The 19,854-nt window shown below is 25.9% G+C and carries 19 protein-coding genes; 6 read left to right on the top strand and 13 right to left on the bottom strand.

The window, feature by feature from the left end; translation table 11 throughout:
* Positions 1–30: 30 nt before the first annotated feature.
* Together CLTHE_RS09270 and CLTHE_RS09265 are read right to left on the bottom strand one after the other, a co-directional pair.
* Positions 31–2,712 carry a heavy metal translocating P-type ATPase gene (locus CLTHE_RS09270; RefSeq protein ID WP_080023074.1) on the bottom strand — a complete coding sequence of 894 codons (2,682 nt, stop codon included), beginning with the start codon at positions 2,710–2,712 and terminating at the stop codon, positions 31–33.
* Positions 2,713–2,751: 39 nt separating this feature from the next.
* Positions 2,752–3,021 carry a metal-sensing transcriptional repressor gene (locus CLTHE_RS09265; protein WP_002596706.1) on the bottom strand — a complete coding sequence of 90 codons (270 nt, stop codon included), beginning with the start codon at positions 3,019–3,021 and terminating at the stop codon, positions 2,752–2,754.
* Between the two features lie 266 nt (positions 3,022–3,287).
* Between CLTHE_RS09265 and CLTHE_RS09260 the strand changes: the two genes are divergently transcribed.
* The 6 genes from CLTHE_RS09260 (at position 3,288) to CLTHE_RS09235 (ending at position 8,513) form a co-directional block, all read left to right on the top strand.
* A complete protein-coding gene (locus CLTHE_RS09260; RefSeq protein WP_080023073.1) occupies positions 3,288–3,968 on the top strand; it encodes a helix-turn-helix transcriptional regulator in 681 nt (226 codons plus the stop codon).
* Positions 3,969–4,168: 200 nt separating this feature from the next.
* On the top strand, positions 4,169–5,218 hold the full coding sequence (locus tag CLTHE_RS09255) for an ArsR/SmtB family transcription factor (protein WP_080023072.1): 1,050 nt from the start codon (positions 4,169–4,171) through the stop codon (positions 5,216–5,218).
* A gap of 54 nt (positions 5,219–5,272) precedes the next feature.
* Positions 5,273–6,958 (top strand): ABC transporter ATP-binding protein, encoded by a 1,686-nt coding sequence (locus tag CLTHE_RS09250; RefSeq protein ID WP_080023071.1) that lies wholly within the window; start codon positions 5,273–5,275, stop codon positions 6,956–6,958.
* Positions 6,959–7,088: 130 nt separating this feature from the next.
* On the top strand, positions 7,089–7,511 hold the full coding sequence (locus CLTHE_RS09245; protein ID WP_080023070.1) for a helix-turn-helix domain-containing protein: 423 nt from the start codon (positions 7,089–7,091) through the stop codon (positions 7,509–7,511).
* A 15-nt stretch (positions 7,512–7,526) separates the two neighbouring features.
* A complete protein-coding gene (locus tag CLTHE_RS09240) occupies positions 7,527–7,964 on the top strand; it encodes an ImmA/IrrE family metallo-endopeptidase (protein WP_080023069.1) in 438 nt (145 codons plus the stop codon).
* A gap of 99 nt (positions 7,965–8,063) precedes the next feature.
* Positions 8,064–8,513 (top strand): hypothetical protein, encoded by a 450-nt coding sequence (locus CLTHE_RS09235; RefSeq protein ID WP_080023068.1) that lies wholly within the window; start codon positions 8,064–8,066, stop codon positions 8,511–8,513.
* Positions 8,514–8,547: 34 nt separating this feature from the next.
* On the opposite strand, the gene CLTHE_RS09230 is transcribed toward CLTHE_RS09235, so the two are convergent.
* The 11 genes from CLTHE_RS09230 to CLTHE_RS09185 all read right to left on the bottom strand — a co-directional run.
* Positions 8,548–9,324, bottom strand: coding sequence for a pseudouridine synthase (locus tag CLTHE_RS09230; protein WP_080023067.1), 777 nt, complete (start codon positions 9,322–9,324; stop codon positions 8,548–8,550).
* Between the two features lie 137 nt (positions 9,325–9,461).
* Positions 9,462–9,647 (bottom strand): hypothetical protein, encoded by a 186-nt coding sequence (locus tag CLTHE_RS09225; protein ID WP_002596698.1) that lies wholly within the window; start codon positions 9,645–9,647, stop codon positions 9,462–9,464.
* Between the two features lie 62 nt (positions 9,648–9,709).
* Positions 9,710–10,345, bottom strand: a complete 636-nt coding sequence (locus tag CLTHE_RS09220) for an MBL fold metallo-hydrolase (protein ID WP_080023066.1) — start codon at positions 10,343–10,345, stop codon at positions 9,710–9,712.
* Between the two features lie 207 nt (positions 10,346–10,552).
* Entirely contained in the window at positions 10,553–12,382 is a 1,830-nt protein-coding gene (locus tag CLTHE_RS09215) for an ABC transporter ATP-binding protein (RefSeq protein ID WP_080023065.1), read from the bottom strand.
* The gene (locus tag CLTHE_RS09210; RefSeq protein ID WP_080023064.1) at positions 12,375–14,594 is read right to left on the bottom strand and encodes an ABC transporter ATP-binding protein; all 2,220 of its coding nucleotides are present in this window, start codon (positions 14,592–14,594) and stop codon (positions 12,375–12,377) included. Before CLTHE_RS09210 ends, CLTHE_RS09215 begins: the two co-directional genes overlap by 8 nt.
* A 371-nt stretch (positions 14,595–14,965) precedes the next feature.
* Positions 14,966–15,253: a DUF503 domain-containing protein gene (locus CLTHE_RS09205; RefSeq protein ID WP_002596694.1), complete on the bottom strand. Its 288-nt coding sequence runs from the start codon at positions 15,251–15,253 to the stop codon at positions 14,966–14,968.
* Between the two features lie 185 nt (positions 15,254–15,438).
* Complete coding sequence (locus tag CLTHE_RS09200) at positions 15,439–16,641, bottom strand: chloride channel protein (RefSeq protein ID WP_080023063.1); 1,203 nt, start codon at positions 16,639–16,641, stop codon at positions 15,439–15,441.
* 820 nt (positions 16,642–17,461) lie between these two features.
* A complete protein-coding gene (gene rlmD / locus CLTHE_RS09195) occupies positions 17,462–18,829 on the bottom strand; it encodes a 23S rRNA (uracil(1939)-C(5))-methyltransferase RlmD (protein ID WP_080023062.1) in 1,368 nt (455 codons plus the stop codon).
* A gap of 149 nt (positions 18,830–18,978) precedes the next feature.
* A complete protein-coding gene (locus tag CLTHE_RS17140) occupies positions 18,979–19,101 on the bottom strand; it encodes a hypothetical protein (protein ID WP_002596691.1) in 123 nt (40 codons plus the stop codon).
* A gap of 19 nt (positions 19,102–19,120) precedes the next feature.
* Positions 19,121–19,483, bottom strand: coding sequence for a DUF1540 domain-containing protein (locus CLTHE_RS09190; protein ID WP_080023061.1), 363 nt, complete (start codon positions 19,481–19,483; stop codon positions 19,121–19,123).
* Between the two features lie 165 nt (positions 19,484–19,648).
* Positions 19,649–19,854 (bottom strand): ferritin family protein (locus CLTHE_RS09185; RefSeq protein WP_479723343.1); only part of this gene is annotated, 206 nt, incomplete at its 5' end.

The raw sequence follows: 19,854 nt of genomic DNA, 5'->3' as shown, positions 1-19,854 counted from the left end.
TCTTGTTATGGCAATATTTATATTTTAAAATTATTGTATAATTTTTGGTTTAAATGTTTTTAATCTTAAGGCATTAGTTAACACTGTTACTGAACTAAAGCTCATAGCTAGTGCTCCTATCATTGGATTTAATAATGGGCCACCAAACAAGTATAATACTCCCATAGCTATTGGAATTCCTATGATATTAAATACTAATCCAAATCCAAGATTTTGCTTAATATTTCTCATAGTAGCTCTACTTAATTGAATAGCTGTAATAACATCCATAATATCACTTCTCATAAGAACTATATCTGCTGATTCCATTGCTATATCAGTTCCTGAACCAATTGCCATTCCTATATCAGCTAAAGCAAGTGCTGGTGCATCATTAACTCCATCTCCTACCATAGCAACTTTTTTGCCTTCTTCTTGTATCTTTTTGACATTATCTGCTTTTTCATTTGGTAATACTTCTGCTATAACTCTTGTTATACCTAATTCTTTTGCAATAGCTTCTGCTGTTTTCTTATTATCTCCAGTAAGCATAACAACTTCTATTCCCATGTTAGTAAGAGTTTTAACTGCTTTAGCACTTGATGGTTTTACTACGTCTGCAACTGCTATAATTGCTTCTAATTTACCATCTATAACCATATACATAGGAGTTTTTCCTTGTTCCGCAAGTCTTTCTGATTCTTTTCCAAATTTTTCATTTATATTAATATTATTTTCTAATATTAATTTTTTATTTCCTAAAAGAATATCTTTTGAATCTATTGAAACTTCTATTCCTTTACCAGGTATAGCTTTAAATTCATCAATTTTCTTAAGTTCTAAACCTTTTTCTTCTGCTGATTTTACAATTGCTTCTCCTAATGGATGCTCAGATCCTTTTTCTGCTGCTCCTGCAATTGCAAGAATTTCATCCTTATCATAGCCTTCAGTTACAATATCAGTAACTACTGGTTTTCCTTCTGTAAGAGTACCTGTTTTATCAAATACAATTGTTTGAATTCCTTGTGCTATTTGTAATGCTTCTCCACCTTTAATTAAAACTCCATGTTGAGCACCTTTTCCAGTACCAACCATAATTGCAGTAGGAGTTGCTAAACCTAATGAACAAGGACAGGCAATAACTAAAACTGAAATAAATATTGTAAGTACAAATTCTAAATCTTTTCCACTTACTCCCCAACATATAGCTGCAATAACTGCTAAACTTATAACAACTGGAACAAAATATCCTGCAATAACATCTGCTAAATGAGCTATTGGAGCTTTTGATCCTTGAGCATCTTTAACTAATTTAACAATTTGAGCAATAGCAGTATCTTTACCTACTTTTGTTGCTTTGTATACAATTCTTCCATTTTTGTTTATACTAGCACCAAAAACAGAATCTCCAACTTTCTTTTCTATAGGAACACTTTCTCCTGTTAACATACTTTCTTCAATTGCAGTAGTTCCTTCTACAACTTCACCATCAACTGGAAGCTTTTCTCCTGGTTTTACTACTATTAAATCTCCAGTTCTAACTTCATCAACTGGAATAACTTGTTCTTTTCCATCAACTATAATAGTAGCAGTTTTTGGAGCTAAGTCCATTAGAGCTTTTATTGCATCTGATGTCTTTCCTTTTGCAATACTTTCTAAGTATTTTCCTAAACTGATAAGAGCTAATATTGTAATTGATGAATCAAAATATAATTGATGAACATAACTAGTATTTCCTATAATTATTTCATAAAGACCAAATAATCCATAAATATAAGCTGCTCCAGATCCTATACTAATTAAAGAATCCATTCCTGGTGTTAAAGCTATTAATCCTTTAATACCAACTCTAAAGAAACTTCTACCAGCATATATACCACATGAAGCTAATATAAATAAAATAATTGCATATGTAAGAGGTGATTTATCTGGTGCCATAAAGTTTGGAAGTGGTATTCCCAAATCTCCACTCATTCCAATTATAAAAGCTGGAATTGCAAATAAAGATGTAAATATTAATCTATTTCTAGTAAACTTAACTTCATCTTTTTTATTATCTACTTTAGTTTCTTCTTCATCTTCTATTAAAGTAAAATCTAATTTTGCAAGTTTTGCTTTAATTTCTGATAGTCTAACTAATTGAGAATCATAAGAAAAAGTTACTGTTTCTGCTGCAAAATTAACTGTTGCTCCTTCAACACCATTCATCTTGTTTAAGACTTTTTCTATTGAAGCTGCACAAGCTGCACAACTCATTCCTTCTACTTTATATGTAACATGTGTATCTTTTTTATTTTCAATTAAATTAAAATCTAATTTTGCAAGTTTTGCTTTTATGTCTTCAAATTTAACTTTATTAGAGTCATAAGCAAAAGTTACTGTTTCTGCTGCAAAGTTAACTGTTGCACCATCAACTCCATCCATCTTATTTAAAACTTTTTCTATTGAGGCTGCACAAGCTGCACAGCTCATTCCTTCTACTCTATAAGAATCTAAAGCTCCTAATGATTTTTCTTCTTTTTTATCATCAATAACTCCATATCCTATTTTTTCTATTTTCTTTTGTATATCTTCAAACTTAATTTTTTCTTTATCATAAGATAACTTCATTTCTTCTGAAACTAAATTTATAGCTACAGATTCGACTCCTTGCATTCTACCTACTGCTCTTTCTATAGAAGCAGAACAAGCTGCACAAGTCATTCCAGTTACCTTAACGACTTTGTTCTCCATAATTGCTTTCTCCTTCTGTATTTTTTTATAATAGCCAAATTAATTTCCCATTAATTTAGCTATTACTTTATTTAATTCTTCTAATTTCTTTTCTTTATCTGCCTCATTTTCAAAAGCTGCTTTAACACATCCATGTAAATGTTGTTCTAATATATGCTTATTTGATTTTTTTATAAGTGCAGTAACTGCCATTAATTGATTTGAGATATCTATACAATATCTTTCATCCTCTATCATTTTTATTATTCCTTCAATTTGACCTCTTGCAGTTTTTAATAATTGAACTGCTTTCTTCTTTTCATCATTCATTTCTATTCTCCTCTCCTACCCCTCGTAGGGGGGGCTATGTGTTTAATATACTACTAAAAAATTTTTTTGTCAAATTTTTTTAAATTAGTATTTTTCACAGCAAAATAGCTAATTAAATATATTATCTAATTTAAAATAAAATTATAAATTTTATCACTATTAACCCCACCCTACTAGGGGGATAATATTTTTTTGTTTTTCTCACTTTTGTATTTTTTGTATTTTTTTAATATAATATCCTCATATAATTTATTCGGAGGCTTATTATGATAGACAAATTTATAAATAATTCTTCAGAAGATTTTTTATCTTTTTTAGATATAGATTTTCATATGCTTTTAGAAAATAATAATTATAATTCTATTATGAATACAATTCGTAACAGACATAAAAAAGAAATAGCTTCAATGCTAGATGTTACCTATAAAAAGCATCATTTAATAATTTGGAATGCTTTCCTAGCTAAAAATATATTAAAAAATTCAATTAATAATACTTCAATAAAATCAATATATAATAATGTTTATAAATCTATTTTAAATTGTTCAACTTTAGCAGAGCTTCAATCACTTGAATTAGTTATATTTGATTCATATATACACAAATCCCTTAATGGACTTGAAAATAAAAGTAACTTTATAGTAAATAACATGATAAAATATATTCATTTACATATAGAAGGTTATTTTTCACTAAATATTATGGCAAAAGAATTTAACAATTCTCCTTCCTATTTAGGCTCACTTTTCAAAAATGTAATGAATATATCAATAATAAATTATGTTCACCAAGTTAAAGTCGAAAGAGCAAAATTATTATTAAAAACTACTTCTAAATCTATTTTAGAAATATCTAATTTACTTTGCTATTGTGATACAAGCCATTTTTCAAAAACATTTAAAAAAATTACTGGATTTTCTCCTATACAATATAGAAATAGTTTATAAAAAGAGAGTTAAAATACTTCTCTTTTTTTATTTAATTTTATTTTTTTAAATTTATTTCTCTCCTTATACAATTCTTCTATGTTATAGTTTCTCTTTCAAAATATTTCATAAAATTTCCAAGGTAATTATTGACATTTAAAGTTAATAATTGTATAGTTTTGTTAGATAATCACCTAACAAAAGGGAGGGATTTTTATTATATGATAAATATAAAATTTCATAAAAAACCTATAAATGAATTTGCTCAATGGGTTCTTTATAAATATTTTGATTCTAAATCTGAATATTTTTCTAGCTTTCGTATAACCTTAGATGAAAAATTAATTAAATACACAAATTTATTAGAAGAAGATACAAGTAGCTTTTTAAAAAATGAACTAGACTTCTTTTATAAAACTAATATTTTACCAGTTATATTTTATGGGTATATAGATGACTATGAAATATCAACATTAGATGACTACTTTGAAGTTTTCGAAAAAAGTAGTTTAGAAACTCTTTTTAATTATCTTGGTGGTTGCTTTTTAGGAGAAACTTTAATAGGAGATAATTCTGGCTGGAATTTAGTTAAACATGATTTAAATCTTATGGAAAACTATATAAAAGATTTGCCTGAACTATCAGAAGAAGATAAAAAAATTATTTTAGACCTTTATAATTCTCCTGAAGAAACAAAAATGAGGATAAGATATCTTTTAAATCAACTTGCTAAAATATACTCTACTTTTGAAAATGAAATCTCTGATATAATCGACAAAGAAGAAAAACGATATATAGAATTATATAAAAAAGATAAAGCTAAATTTTTGGATACTAATTGGTTTAATAGATTAGATATTAATTTAAAATCAAATATAACTATTAATTTATGTATATCTTATTTTTCAGTAATAGGAATTAGAATAAATGACTTATCTACCAATAATGTATGGGGTTATATAGGTTATAAAAATATAGATGCTTATAAATACAGGCATATAGAAAATCATTTTGAAAAATTTCTAAAGCTTATTAGTGATAAAACAAGGCAAAAAATATTATTTCTTCTTGCAGAAAGACCTTGGTATACTCATGAATTAGCTAAAGAATTAAAACTTGCACCTTCAACTATAAATTATCATCTTCAAAATTTTGTTGTTATTGATATTGTTTCTTTTAAAGAAATTGATAATAAATGCTACTACGTTTTAAACAAAGAAAATGTAAAACTTTTTATTGACTTATTAAATTCAAAATTAAAATTAAATTAATTGGGGGTTTTTAGTAGAGCACTATTTTCCTAAGTGTTCTCTTAGTATATTATTATGAATAAATACATTTTTAAATTTAAATTTTCATTATTTACAACAGTATTAATCAGGTCTATTGGTGCTTTAATGCAAGTATTTATTGCTTTATTACTAAGAAATATTATAGACATTGCTGTTGGAGGAAATTTATCAGATTTTTATAAAATTTCTATTTTTGCACTTATATATTTCTTGTTAATGGGAATAAATCATTACTTTACAGGCGCTAGCGAGGCTCTTTATTTAAAGAAAACTATAAATTATTTACGTGAGGATATTTTCAAAGGAATAATGAATAAAAATCATTCTAACTTTTCTTCTGATAACACTGCCTCATATATTTCAAATCTTACTAATGATATAAATCTTGTAGAAACTAACTATATAGTTCCTTATCTTATGATGATAGGTGATATTGTTATATTTATTGCAACTGTAATAGTTCTCCTATACATTAATCCTTGGGTAACTTTAGTTTTATTCTTAACTGGTGCTCTTATGCTTTTAGTTCCATTACTTTTTAGCAAACCATTAAGTTATAGCCAAAATACACTTTCCGAAAATCTTAAATTATTTACAACAAACATTAAAGACATTTTTTCTGGATATGAAGTTATAAAATCTTATAATATGGAATCCGATATAAAAAAAGAATTTAAAAATAATAATTTAAATTTATCTAAATCTAAATTTAAATCTCAACATTTACAAGCTATAGCTGATGCTGCATCTCTTATTCTTGCTATAGGTTGCCAAACATCTGGAATAATTGTTGGTGGATATTTTTTAATTAAAGGTAATCTAACTGTTGGTTCTCTAATTGCAATTTTAAATCTTGGTAATGGTGTATCTGGTCCTATTATGTGGATTATTCAAAAAGCTACAATGATAAAAGGAATGTCTGAAGTTAATAAAAAGCTTATAAAAATAATTGATGAAGGAAAAATTCCTGATGATAGAGAACCTTTAAAAGCATTTAATAAAGATATAGTAATTAAAAATTTAAATTTCTCTTATAATGATGAAAAACTTATATTAAATAACCTTAACTTCAAATTCGAAAAAAATAAAAAATATGCTTTAGTTGGAGAAAGTGGTTGTGGTAAATCAACTCTCATAAAAATACTACTTGGATATTACACAAATTATGAAGGTAGCGTAAAAATAGATGATTCGGAAGTAAAAGATATAAACTCTAATAGCATTGGGAAATTTCTTTCTGTAATTCATCAAAATGTTTATATGTTCCATAAAAGCATAAAAGACAATATAACTCTTTCAAAAGATTTTAAAACTGAAGAATTAGAAAATTCATTATCTCTAAGTGGAGTTAAAAAATTCTTGCCACTTTTAGATAAAGGATTAGATACTTCTGTTGGAGAAAATGGTTCTAATATTTCTGGTGGTCAAAAACAAAGAATTGCTATTGCAAGAGCTATGATTCGTGAAACTCCTATCCTTATATTAGATGAAGGTACATCTGCATTAGATTTAAAAACTGCAAGTGATATAGAGCAAGTCCTTTTATCTCAAGAAAATCTAACTGTTATAACAATTACTCACAAGTTAGATGAAGCAATGTTAAATAAATATGATAAAATCTTATTTATGAAAGATGGTAAAATAACTGAATCTGGAGATTTCTCAACTATAAATAATTTAAACGGTGATTTTACTAAGCTTCTAAATAGTATTGGATAATTAAAAGTTCCTAGAGAAAAATAAATAATTTCTCTAGGAATTTTTTATTTTATAAAAATAGCAATTCCAATTCTTGACATAAGTTTATTTGAAAGATATATTTAAATTAGTAATAAAATGGAGGTTTCTTATGGCTATTTCAAAAGAGAATTTAGGAAAATTAATTAAAGAAGCTCGACAAAATAAAGGAAAGCTTTTAAATAAAAAATATACACAAGCTATGCTTGCTAATGATATAAATAAATCTAAAAGTTACATATGTGATATAGAACTTGGAAGATCATACCCTTCCATAAATACATTAAAAGATATTGCTAATGCTTGTTCTCTACCAATAAGCTATTTTTATGATGAGCTTCAAGAACCTATTAGCTCAAATTCTTCTAATTCAAATGATATAAAAGAATTAATGTCATCAATTTTAGAGCAACAAGGATTAATGCTTAATGGTGAAATGCTTTCTGAAGAAAGTAAAATTGCTTTAAGCTCTGCTATAAAACTTGGACTAGATTATGCTGAAAAAATGCAAGCTAAAGTCTCTAAAAAAAATTAATTTAAGGAATACTTTATGATTAAAAATTCAGTAAATTCTTTAATAAAAAAATATAAAACTTCTGATCCTTTAGAATCATGTGAGGCACTAAATATCCATATAATAAAAAGTTATCTTGGACAAGAGATAAAAGGATTATTTCAAAGAACTCCTAATGGATTTAATATAATTCATTTAAATACTAATCTATCTTATGAAGAATCAAAATATATTTTGGCTCATGAACTTGGCCATGCTATATTGCATACAAATCTTTCTATTACTCTTTTTATTGAAAATAAACATTTAATAAAAAATAAATTTGAGCGTGAAGCTGATAAATTTGCTGCTGAATTATTAATTCCGGATAAACTTATTCAAAATGCTGAATACTCAGAATTAAATTTAGAACAAATATGTAAGTCTTTATGTATCCCTTTAAAATTAATGAAATTAAAATATAATATAGATTAAAGCACTAAAATTTTTAGTGCTTTATTTAATTATATAGTAATTTATATTTACTTATATTATATTTAAAATATAATATACAACAGATGAGGAGGATTTTTTATGAAATATTTTAGAGTTAACAAAAGAGTACTACTTTTCATAGGAGGATTAGTTTGGATTTTTGCTGCTATAAGAGTATTTTTAATTGGTAAAGAAAGCTTAATATCTGCTGTAAATTCAAATTACATTTTAAATTTTGTTATTGGTATAATAACTTTAGCAATATTTTATTTTTTTATTTTTAGTAAGCTTACAACTAAACATGCTAAAAGAATAATCAATAGTCCTTTAATTAAACATTGTCCATTTGCTTTCTTTGATGTTAAAAGCTATATAATAATGATTTTTATGATTTCTTTAAGTATAGGATTAAGATATTTAAACATTATAAATTTAAATTATTTAGGAAGCTTTTATATAGGTATAGCAATTGCTCTTTTCTTAGGCGGAATATTATTTATTAGAAATTCAATTATTTTTAATAAGCTATGCTTAATATATAAAAAGTAGAGAAATTCTTAATTTCTCTACTCTTCTTTATTTTTTATTTAAATATATTATTCTTTTCTTCTTCTGTTAAATTTCTATATTTTCCCAATTCTAAGCTATCATCTAATTTTAAATTTCCTATAGAAATTCTTTTTAAATAAATTACTTTACACCCTACAGACTTTAGCATTTTCTTTATTTGATGCTTTTTTCCTTCCGAAATAGTTATATTCCCTTTTACTAATTTTTGATTGAAAAAATTATATTCTAAGTGATTAAGATATTTATTTTTAAAATCCTCTTCCACATCTAAATATGTAAAATTATATATATCTTCTAATTTTGATGATTTAGTTAAATACTCACCATTATTAATATAAACTCCCTCTTCTAACTTATCTTTTTCATTCTCAACTAAGTTTCCTAAAGCTATAAAAAAATATGTCTTTTTCACATGTTTATCAGGATACATTATTTTATGTTCAAATTCACCATCATTCGTAAATAAAAGTAACCCCTCTGTATCTTTATCTAATCTTCCGACATGGAAAATACCAGCTGTTTCATCTCCCAAGTAGTCAAAAACAGTTTTATGTTCTAAATCACTTTTAGCTGTTACACATCCTTTTGGTTTATTAAACATGTAATAAAGTTTTTCTTTATATTCTACTTTTTCTCCATTATATTCTATATAATCATTTTGTTCATCTATTTCTATAGCTGGAATAGTTATAGTTTTTTTATTCACCTTTACTAATCCCTCTTTAATATAAATCCTAACATCTTTTCTTTTTCCTATTGAACTTTGTGCTAAAAATTTATCTAATCTCATTCTCTATTCCTTTCCTAAGTTAAAATATTTTTATATTATAACATAAAAAAAATCACTAACTTTTTAGTTAGTGATTCTAATTAAATTTATATCTACTTACAAATTTTTAAATTTATTTTTTAAATTAATTCATATTATCAAAAATTTTTATGCTCTGAATTTATTACATCTTCACTTTGACATCTTGGGCAGGTAGGAACTTGGAATACATAATCTTCATGCCCACATTTAGAACAAAATTCCTTACCACATGAATTACATACTTTAGTCCAAACATCATTAGATTTACAACTGCTACAACAATCCATTAACCTTCTAACCATATAACACCTCATAACAATATTTTCTTAATATAAATACGTTATATAATTATAGTTTATGCTTACTATTTCCACTCATTATAATAAGGATTATATTTTTTTTCATCTCCAATTGTTGTACTTTCCATATGGCCTGGATGAACTCTAACTTCATCAGATAGATTTTCTATTAAAAATACAACACTCTTTTTAAGTGATTCTAAATTTCCAGTTTTAAAGTCCCATCTTCCAACTTTTCTTTTAAATAAAGTATCTCCTGTAAATAAATCATCTTCAAATTTATAGCAAACTCCTCCTTCAGTATGTCCAGGAGTTTCTATTACAGTTATTTTTTTATCTAAAAATTCTATTTCAGTATCTTTATTTACTTTTATAATATTTATATCCTTTAAATCAAAAGGTCTTTCTAAACCACGTTCTTTATATGAATTTTCGTAATTATCTAAAAATAAATTATATTCATTTTCTCCTATATATACTGGAACATTAAAAGAATTTATTGCACTTATGTGGTCTAAATGTGAATGAGTTAATAATATTCCTAAGACCTCTAAATTATTTTCTTTAACAACTTCTATTATTTTTTCTTTTTCATAACCGGGATCAACTATAAAACATTTTCCTTTATAATCTATAATGTAACAATTTATATCTATATAGCTATCTCTATCTATTTTTCCTCTTACAACTATTTTTTTCATATTTCTATATCCTCCTATTATTTAATATCTTTTGCATTTTAGTTTAATAAACTATATTCTATTAAATTTATGGATCGTTTCGCTTCTTTTTTAATTATATCATTTTTATGTTTATTTAATATTTCATTTAAAATAGCTTTACTTATACATTTAAAAAAAGAATACCTCAAAAATTCATTTAAATGAACTTTGAGATATTCTTATTAATTAATTAAATTGGCTATTATAAAGCTCTGAATAGAAGCCTTCTCTTTCTAATAATTCATCATGACTACCTTGTTCTACTATATCTCCATCTTTCATTACAAGAATAATATCTGCATTCTTTATAGTTGAAAGTCTATGAGCAATTATGAAGCTTGTTCTTCCTATCATAAGATTATCCATTGCTTTTTGAATTAATACTTCTGTACGAGTATCAACTGAACTTGTTGCTTCATCTAAAATTAAAATTTTAGGATCTGAAAGAATTGCTCTAGCTATAGTTATAAGTTGTTTTTGCCCTTGGGAAATGTTATTTCCTTCTTCATTTATATCCATATTATACCCTTCTTCAAGAGTTTTAATAAAATGATGTGCATGTGCAAGTTTTGCAGCTTCTTTAACCTCTTCATCAGTTGCAGTTAAGTTTCCATATCTAATATTCTCCATTATAGTTCCATTAAATAACCAAGTATCTTGAAGAACCATTCCGAATATTTCTCTTAAATTATTTCTATTAAAGCTTTTAGAGTCTTTATTATCTATTAATATATTTCCACCATTAAGCTCATAAAATCTCATTAATAACTTAACTATAGTTGTTTTTCCTGCACCTGTTGGGCCTACAATAGCTATTCTTTGTCCAGCTTTTATTTTAGCTGAAAAATCATTTATTATTATTTTATCTTCATTGTATCCAAACTTAACATTTTTAAATTCTACATCACCTTTTATATCTTTTATATCAACAATATCTGAGATTTTTTCAATAACTTCTTCTTCTTCTAAAAATTCAAAAACTCTTTCAGCAGCTGCTGCAGTTGATTGCATTACATTTGCTATTTGTGCAGTTTGTGTTATTGGCTGCATAAAAGATCTAGTATATTGGATAAATGATAATATATCTCCAACTTGAATAGAATTTTTAATAGTTAAATATCCACCTAAAATTGCAACTACTACATATCCTATATTGCCAATAAACATTATTACTGGCATCATAAGTCCTGATAAAAACTCTGATTTCCAACCTGAATCATATAGAGTTTTATTTAATTTATCAAATTCATCAATAGTTTTTTCTTCTCCATTAAATGCTTTCATTATATTATGACCACTATAAATTTCTTCAATGTGTCCATTTACATGTCCTAAATATTCTTGTTGTTGTTTAAAATGCTTTTGAGATTTTTTAACTATTGTTGTTATCATTATTCCTGACATAGGAACAACTATAAGACTTGCAATAGTCATTGTTACACTTATAGATAACATCATAACAAGTACACCAATAATAGTTGTTACTGAAATTATCATTTGTGACAATACTTGATTTAAATTTCTACTTATTATATCTACATCATTTGTAACTCTTGATAAAACTTCACCATGAGTTGTTTTATCAAAATATTTAAGAGGTAATCTGTTGATTTTTTTAGATATATCTCTTCTTAATTTATAAGAGACTTTTTGTGCTATCTCTGATGTTATAACTCCTTGTATAAAAGAAAATAAAGCACTAAGCAAATAAATGAAAATTAATAAGCCTAATATCTTTCCTATAGAATCAAAATCTATCCCTGAGCCAGTTCCACTTATTTTAGAACTTATTCCTTCTACTATTTTATTTGTAGCCTTACCTAATATCTTTGGTCCTACTATATTAAAGGTTGCACTTCCAATTGCAAATATAATTACAAAAAATATACCTATCTTAAATGGACTTAAATGAGCAAATAATTTTTTCATAGTCCCTTTAAAATCTTTTGCCTTTTCTGTTCCAATCATTCCTGGTCCACCCATTGGGCCTTTAGGAGCCTTTTTAAATTTACTCATGGCACACCTCCTCTTCTGAAAGTTGTGATAAAGCTATTTGTTTATAAACTTCACAATTTTTTATAAGATCCTTATGAGTTCCTATTCCTTTTATTTCTCCTTCATCAAGCACAATTATTTGATCAGCATTAATAATAGTACTAATTCTTTGAGCAACTATAAGAATAGTTGAATCTTTAACATTTAAGCTTAACTCTTTTCTAAGCTTTGCATCTGTTTTTAAATCTAAAGCACTAAAACTATCATCAAAAATATATATTTTAGGTTTTTTCGCAAGAGCACGAGCAATTGATAGTCTCTGTTTTTGTCCGCCAGAAACATTTGAACCACTTTGTGCTATTTCAGAATCAAACCCTTTTTCCTTAGCTTCAATAAACTCTAAGGCTTGAGATATTCTAGCTGCTTCTCTTATCTCACTTTCAGTAGCATTTTCTCTTCCATAAGTAATATTACTTTTTATAGTTCCAGAGAATAAAACTCCTTTTTGAGGAATATACCCTATTTGTTCTCTTAAATCATGGGCTTTTACATCTCTTATATCTACTCCATTTACATATATTTCACCTTCAGTAACATCAAAAAATCTAGGAATTAAATTAACTACAGTAGATTTTCCACTTCCAGTACTTCCTATGAAAGCAGTAGTTTGTCCAGGTTTTGCAACAAAATCTATATTACTTAATATATTTTCCTCTGCATTTGGATATTTAAACGAAACATTTCTAAACTCTACTACCCCATTCTTTTCTATATCAAAATCTTTACTTTCTTTAGGATCTTTTATAGCTGGTTCTGTTTCTAACACTTCAGCTACACGAGTTGCTGAAACAGCTGCTCTTGGAAGCATTACTGTAAGCATTGATAACATTAAGAATGCCATCATTATTTGCATTGCATATTGAATAAATGCCATCATATCTCCTACTTGTATACTTCCTGTATCTATATTATGAGCTCCAATCCAAACAATTAATACAGTCATACCATTCATAATAAACATCATAACTGGCATCATCATAGCCATAATTCTATTTAAATAAATATTTGTTTTTGTTAAATCTAAATTAGTTTTATCAAATTTTTCTTCTTCTATCTTTTGAGTTCCAAAAGCTCTTATAACTAGCATACCTGTAAGTCCTTCTCTAGTTACTAAGTTTAATTTATCAACAAGCTTTTGAATTATTTTAGATTTAGGAACTGCAAATTTAAATAAAATTGAAACTAAAATTAAAATTCCTAATACTCCAACTCCAATTATCCATGCCATAGAAGTATCAGTTTTTAGAACTTTTATTATACCTCCTATAGCTAAAATTGGAGCATAAAACATCATTTTAAGCATTATCATAGTAAACATCTGAACTTGTTGAATATCATTTGTACTTCTAGTTATAAGAGAAGCAGTTGATATTTTATCAAATTCAGTATTAGAAAAAGAAATAACCTTTTTAAAAACATCATGTCTTAAATTTTTACCGAATCCTGCAGCTACTTTAGATCCTAAATATCCTACTCCAATTGCAGCTAACATACCAATTAAAGCTATGCCTAACATCTTAGCTCCAGCTATAAATATGTAGCTTGTTTGCATTTTTTCAGTATCTATTCCTATTTCTTTATATTCTGCCGAAATTGCACTTATAGAACCTTGTTTTAAAATTTCTTTATCTAACTCTTTAAACTTTTCTTCAATTTGTGTTTGTAATATTTTAAAATTTTCTTTTGGCATTTTGTTTAGCATTTCCCAAATATTAATGTTATTTGGTATGTTAGGAATAGCTCCCTTTTCATAAGCCATTTCTAATCCCTTAACACTCATTAAAGCTTCACTCATAATATTACTTAGTTCATCAAGTTTATCTTTATCATCAGTAATAAGCTCATAAATATTTTCATTTTCTAAAGCCTTATATTCATTAACTTTATTATCAAATTCTTCTTCTGATAAATCTTTCTTGCTAAGTAATTTATAATTCTCTTTTATCTCATCTTTCTGTTTATCATTTAAAAATAACATAACTTTATCCATTTCTTTTTCTCTTATTGCTATAGGAACAGCTTCTTCTATTCCCCCTTGTTGAATTCCAACATTAACTATCTTTGCAGTATAATCTGGCAAAGATAAATCAGTACTTGCTTGAATTACTAAAAGGAAAATAACTGCTGCTATTAACACTAAAAATGGCTTCAAGTACTTAAATAATTTAAACATTCTCATACCACCCTTAAAATTTTACTATTTTTACTTTATATGGATATTATACTCTTAAATTTTTTCTTGTACATAGTTAATGAAAAAAACTAAAAATATTTTCAAAAAAATACTCTATTCTTAATTACATATGTCCATAAATATCGAATATTCTTAAATTTAGATTTTTTTTATATTTTACGACAACATTTTCATATTTTATTTGATATATCCAAATTAAGTTATCTAATTAATATCCTCACCTCCAATTTTTTCTCAATGTGTAAATTATACTTCATTTTTCAATTATTTTGCAATAAAAAAGCTACATATAATTTACATGTAGCTTTAAACTATTAAAATATGCCTCTTCATAATAATTAATATCTTAACTAATAGTGTTCTATTTCACTATAAATATCTATTATTTCTCCATCTAAATTTTCTTCTATAAAACTTATAATTTTCTCTGATGTATTTTCTAATACATTTTTATCAGATGAAACAGAACATAGCCCTAAAACTATAGATTTATGATTATCATTATCTCCAGTTTCAGCTATTGATATATTAAATTTATTTTTTAATTTATCTCTTATACTTCTAAGAATCATTCTTTTTTCTTTTAGCGAATTTACAAAAGAGACTCTCATAGTAATTTCCATAACTAAAATTTTCATATTTAAATCACCTCAAATTATAAGTTATATATATTTAAATTATTTTTATTAATAAACCTTTTTTATATAGTTTTTTTATTTTTTCTATATCTAACTTTTCTCTTCTATTAGTTTTTTATTAATTTAATTTTTTATCTTTAACTTTAGATATATTTTAAAATATTATATAATTCAAATATTTTTAACTATATTTTAATCACATTCTTAAATATAAAATCTGATAAAACTGCTGTAACAATTATAAATATCCAAAGCTTAATCTTAAAAAATAATATTAGTAATACAATAGTTAATTTATAATTCTTCATTACTCCTGCCAATAAAGTACTCATTACTATACAAGCTGAAAATGCTAAATTAATTCCTACTAAGTAAGAAATAGCCATTCCAATTGCTGCTCCTGAAAACATTAATGGAAATATAGGTCCACCAATCCATCCTGTATTTGCACAAACTTTATTTGAGAATAATTTAATTAAAGCTATTGCAATTAAAATTTTAGGTCCTAAAGAGCTACTTTGAACTATTAAACTTTTTAATGTATGCTCTCCTGAAAATAAAATATATGGTAATAGTATAGCTAATCCACCTAATACTATACCTCCTATAATCCCCTTAATTAAATTATACTTTTGCAAAGGTTTGAATACTCTTTCAACGAAACCATCTAAAAACTTTGTATACATAACCATTAATATTCCTACAACAAACAAAGGTACTATAAATATTAATTCTCTTCGTCCTACTACTATATTAGTAAACTTAGTTATAAATGATACTTTATCATCTATTCTTTCAAAAATAAAAAAAATAATTATCCCTGAGAAAATAGTTATTCCATATACTATTTTTTTTATTATTTTTATTTTCTCTAAATCATCTTTATTTACAAAACTATAAAAGCCATATAATGGACCTGAAAATATTAATTTAGTTGTAGATAGACTACTTATAGCAACATTATTTTCTACTCTCTTAACCCCATACTTTAGAAACTCCCCTGATAAAGTAGCTAGTCCACCAATCATTCCACTTAATGCTGCTTCTGGTCCAACTGTACCTCCAAACCATAGTATTATAAATGTTTTTATCAAAGATTTTGGTAAACTCTTATATTCTACAGCTTTATTTTCTTTATACTCTTTTAAAACGAGATTCATAGACTTAGGATATTTTCCTATATATTTTTCACATATACCAACTAATATACCACCTATTATACACGCTATTAATATAAAGGATTTATTTAACTTAAGTATAAATTCATCCCAAAATAAATGTATTCCTAAATATACTAATAATAAAAATAGCCAAGTAAAAAATCCTATTATCCCTCCTATCACTAAAGCATACATTATAGTTATTATGTTTCTACATACTTTTTTCATAAACAACTCCTTCTTATATTTTTTCTTATGTTACAATATTTATTTTATCACTTTATGCCTAATATTTAATTTACATTTAAATAAAATATTTTTAATGTATAAAAATATTTTTTTCTCACATACTATTATTGTAAAATCCAATTGAATGAGGAGGGAATAGAGATGAATAATCAATGGAACCAAAACATTCATACTAAAGAAGCTGCCTATGCATGTTCGGACGAGGATAGTCCAGGAGAGTATTTAGGCTTATAAAGTTAGATTTCACTCTACTTTATAAGCGAAAATAAGATTTTATATTAGATTGTAAAATCATATTTGAATGAGGAGGGAATAGAGATGAATAATCAATGGAACCAAAACATTCACACTAAAGAAGCTGCCTATGCAAATTCAGATGAGGATAATCCAACAGTGTAATTACGCTTATAAAGTTAGATTTTATTCTACTTTATAAGCGAAAATAAGATTTTATGTTAGATTGTAAAATCATATTTGAATGAGGAGGGAATAGAGATGAATAATCAATGGAACCAAAACATTCACACTAAAGAAGCTGAAAGTGCAACTTCAGCTGAGGATAGTCCAGGAGAGTATTTAGGCTTATAAAGTTAGATTTTACTCTTCTTTATAAGCCAAGATTGGATTTTCTAAATAAAGAACCTATTATAATTCTGCTTAAAGCATTATTGTGATAGGTTCTTTTAAATTTAAATTATTATATTAAAATAATTCTATATAAAAAGAACTTCAAATTATTGAAGTTCTTCTTTATTAAAATATTTATAATAATCTAGTATATATATTTTTTTAAATTAACTTATTTTTTTGCTAACCATGCAACATTTTCTATATGACTTGTTTGAGGAAACATATCAACTGGCTGAACTTCAATAGTTTCATATCCCTGCCCTTCTAATATTTTTAAATCTCTTCCTAAAGTTGAAGGATCACATGATACATAAACTACTCTATTTGGCTTTACTCTTCCTATAGCTTCTAATAGTTTAATATCACATCCCTTTCTTGGTGGATCAACTACTATTGTATCTGCTTTTATTCCTCTATCTATTAAATCAGGTATTACTTCTTCTGATTTACCCACAAAAAATTCTGCATTATTTATTCCATTTAATTTAGCATTTTCTCTTGCATTTATTATTGCTGGTTCAATTATTTCTACTCCATAAACTTTCTTAGCTTTTTTAGATAAAAATAATGTTATTGTTCCTGTTCCACAATAAGCATCAAACACTGTTTCTTCTCCATTTAATTTTGCATATTCTAATGCTTTATTATATAAAACCTCAGTTTGTATAGGATTTACTTGGAAGAATGACAATGGACTTATATTAAATTTAAATTCACCAATATAATCTTGTATAGTATCTTCGCCCCAAAGAGTTATACAGTCTAATCCTAAGATTACATTTGTATCTTCTTTATTTATATTTAAAACTATACTTTTAATTCCATCTATACTATTCTTTATTTCTTCTATAAACTTATCTAAATGTGGTATATCTTTCTTAGTACTTACTAAAACAACCATTACTTCACCAGTTTTAAAGCCAGTTCTTATCATTATATGTCTTATTAAACCTTTTTTATCAAACTTAGCATCTTTAAAAGCAGGTCTTATATTATTTTCAAGCATCCACTTTTTACTTATTTCTCTTACTTTATCAGCTTTTTCATCTTGAATAATACATTTATCTATATCAATTATGTCATGACTTCTTTGGGCATAAAATCCTATTTTAAGTTCTCCATTAATAGTACCAACAGGAAGTTGTACTTTATTTCTATATCTATATGGATTCTCTTCCATTCCTATAGGATACTTTACTAAATCTTCTGAAAGTCCCCCTATTTTTTTAACACAATCTTTAACTCTTTCCCATTTAAAATCTAATTGTCTTTTATAATCCATATGTTGTGTTTTACATCCACCACATCTCTTATAAAATTCACATTTAGGCTCTTCTCTCCCTAATGATTCTTTTTCTATATTTACAAGCTTTCCATAAGCAAAATTTTTCTTTACTTTAACTATTTTAGCATTAACCTTCTCTCCCTTTAATGCTCCTTCTATAAAAATTGGATATCCTTCAATTTTAGCAATTCCTTCGCCTTCATATCCTTGTGAAATTATATCTAAAGTATATTCTTTATTCTTTTCTACCACGTTATTTCACCTTTTCCTCGTTATTTTCGTTTAATTATATCATAACTCTAAGCTTACTTTCCATCATAGAATTATCTTCTATTATCAACAGCTTGTCCTTTTTAAATAATTTAAAGCATAACCTAAAATAATAAGTTATGCTTTAAATTTTATTTCATAGATTTTGCTATTATAACTGCACCTAAACTCACTAATCCATATCCAATAGCTTTAATCATTCTTGCTTTTCTTAATGTATTTGTATATCTACCTCTTCTAATTTCTATGATCATATCTATTCCTCCTTTGGCTTTAATGATTATCTAAAAAAGTTTCACATTGATTTTTCATTTCATTTTCTCTATTTTCTACAATCATTATATTTCTCGCTTCACATCTATTATTTGCATTATAGAAACAATTCTTAGCTGTACACTCTACCTCCGGAGTAATAAGAATTTCTTCCCTACTAGAAAATATTTGTGCTATTTCTCCTGGAAAATTTGTATTTGTCATAGCTTTAAAAGCATTAGTTAGAGTTTCAGGTCTATAAGTTTCACATTGAGTTTGTGAACTTGTGTAAGCTTCTTCTCCATCTACTATTATAGTATTTGCCCCACAAAATCCACCTTCATTATTAACACAATTTTGTACGCTACATCCTAAAGTTGGCATTAATATCACTCCTTTAAATAAATCTAAGTTTAAATATATTTTGTCCTAGTATTTAATTTATATTCTTTTTAAGATATAGCTTTTTAAACAAAAATAAAAAGAGCTATATAAAATAGCTCTTTTCTAAGGGATTTAGTAGTAAATTGTTTTGTTCTATCTATAAAATTATGCGAAATATCTGTCTAATAAACCTTTGAATGCTCTTCCATGTCTAGCTTCGTCTTTACACATTTCGTGAACTGTATCATGGATTGCATCTAAGTTTAATTGTTTAGCTAATGTAGCTAATTCTTTCTTACCTTGGCAAGCTCCGAATTCTGCATCTACTCTTGCTTGTAAGTTTGCTTTTGTATCAGCAACTACTACTTCAC

This window comes from Clostridium thermobutyricum DSM 4928, assembly GCF_002050515.1.
Lineage (GTDB): Bacteria > Bacillota > Clostridia > Clostridiales > Clostridiaceae > Clostridium > Clostridium thermobutyricum.
The sequence above is the reverse complement of the archived record's forward strand: the minus strand, read 5'-3'. Positions and strand labels throughout refer to the sequence as shown.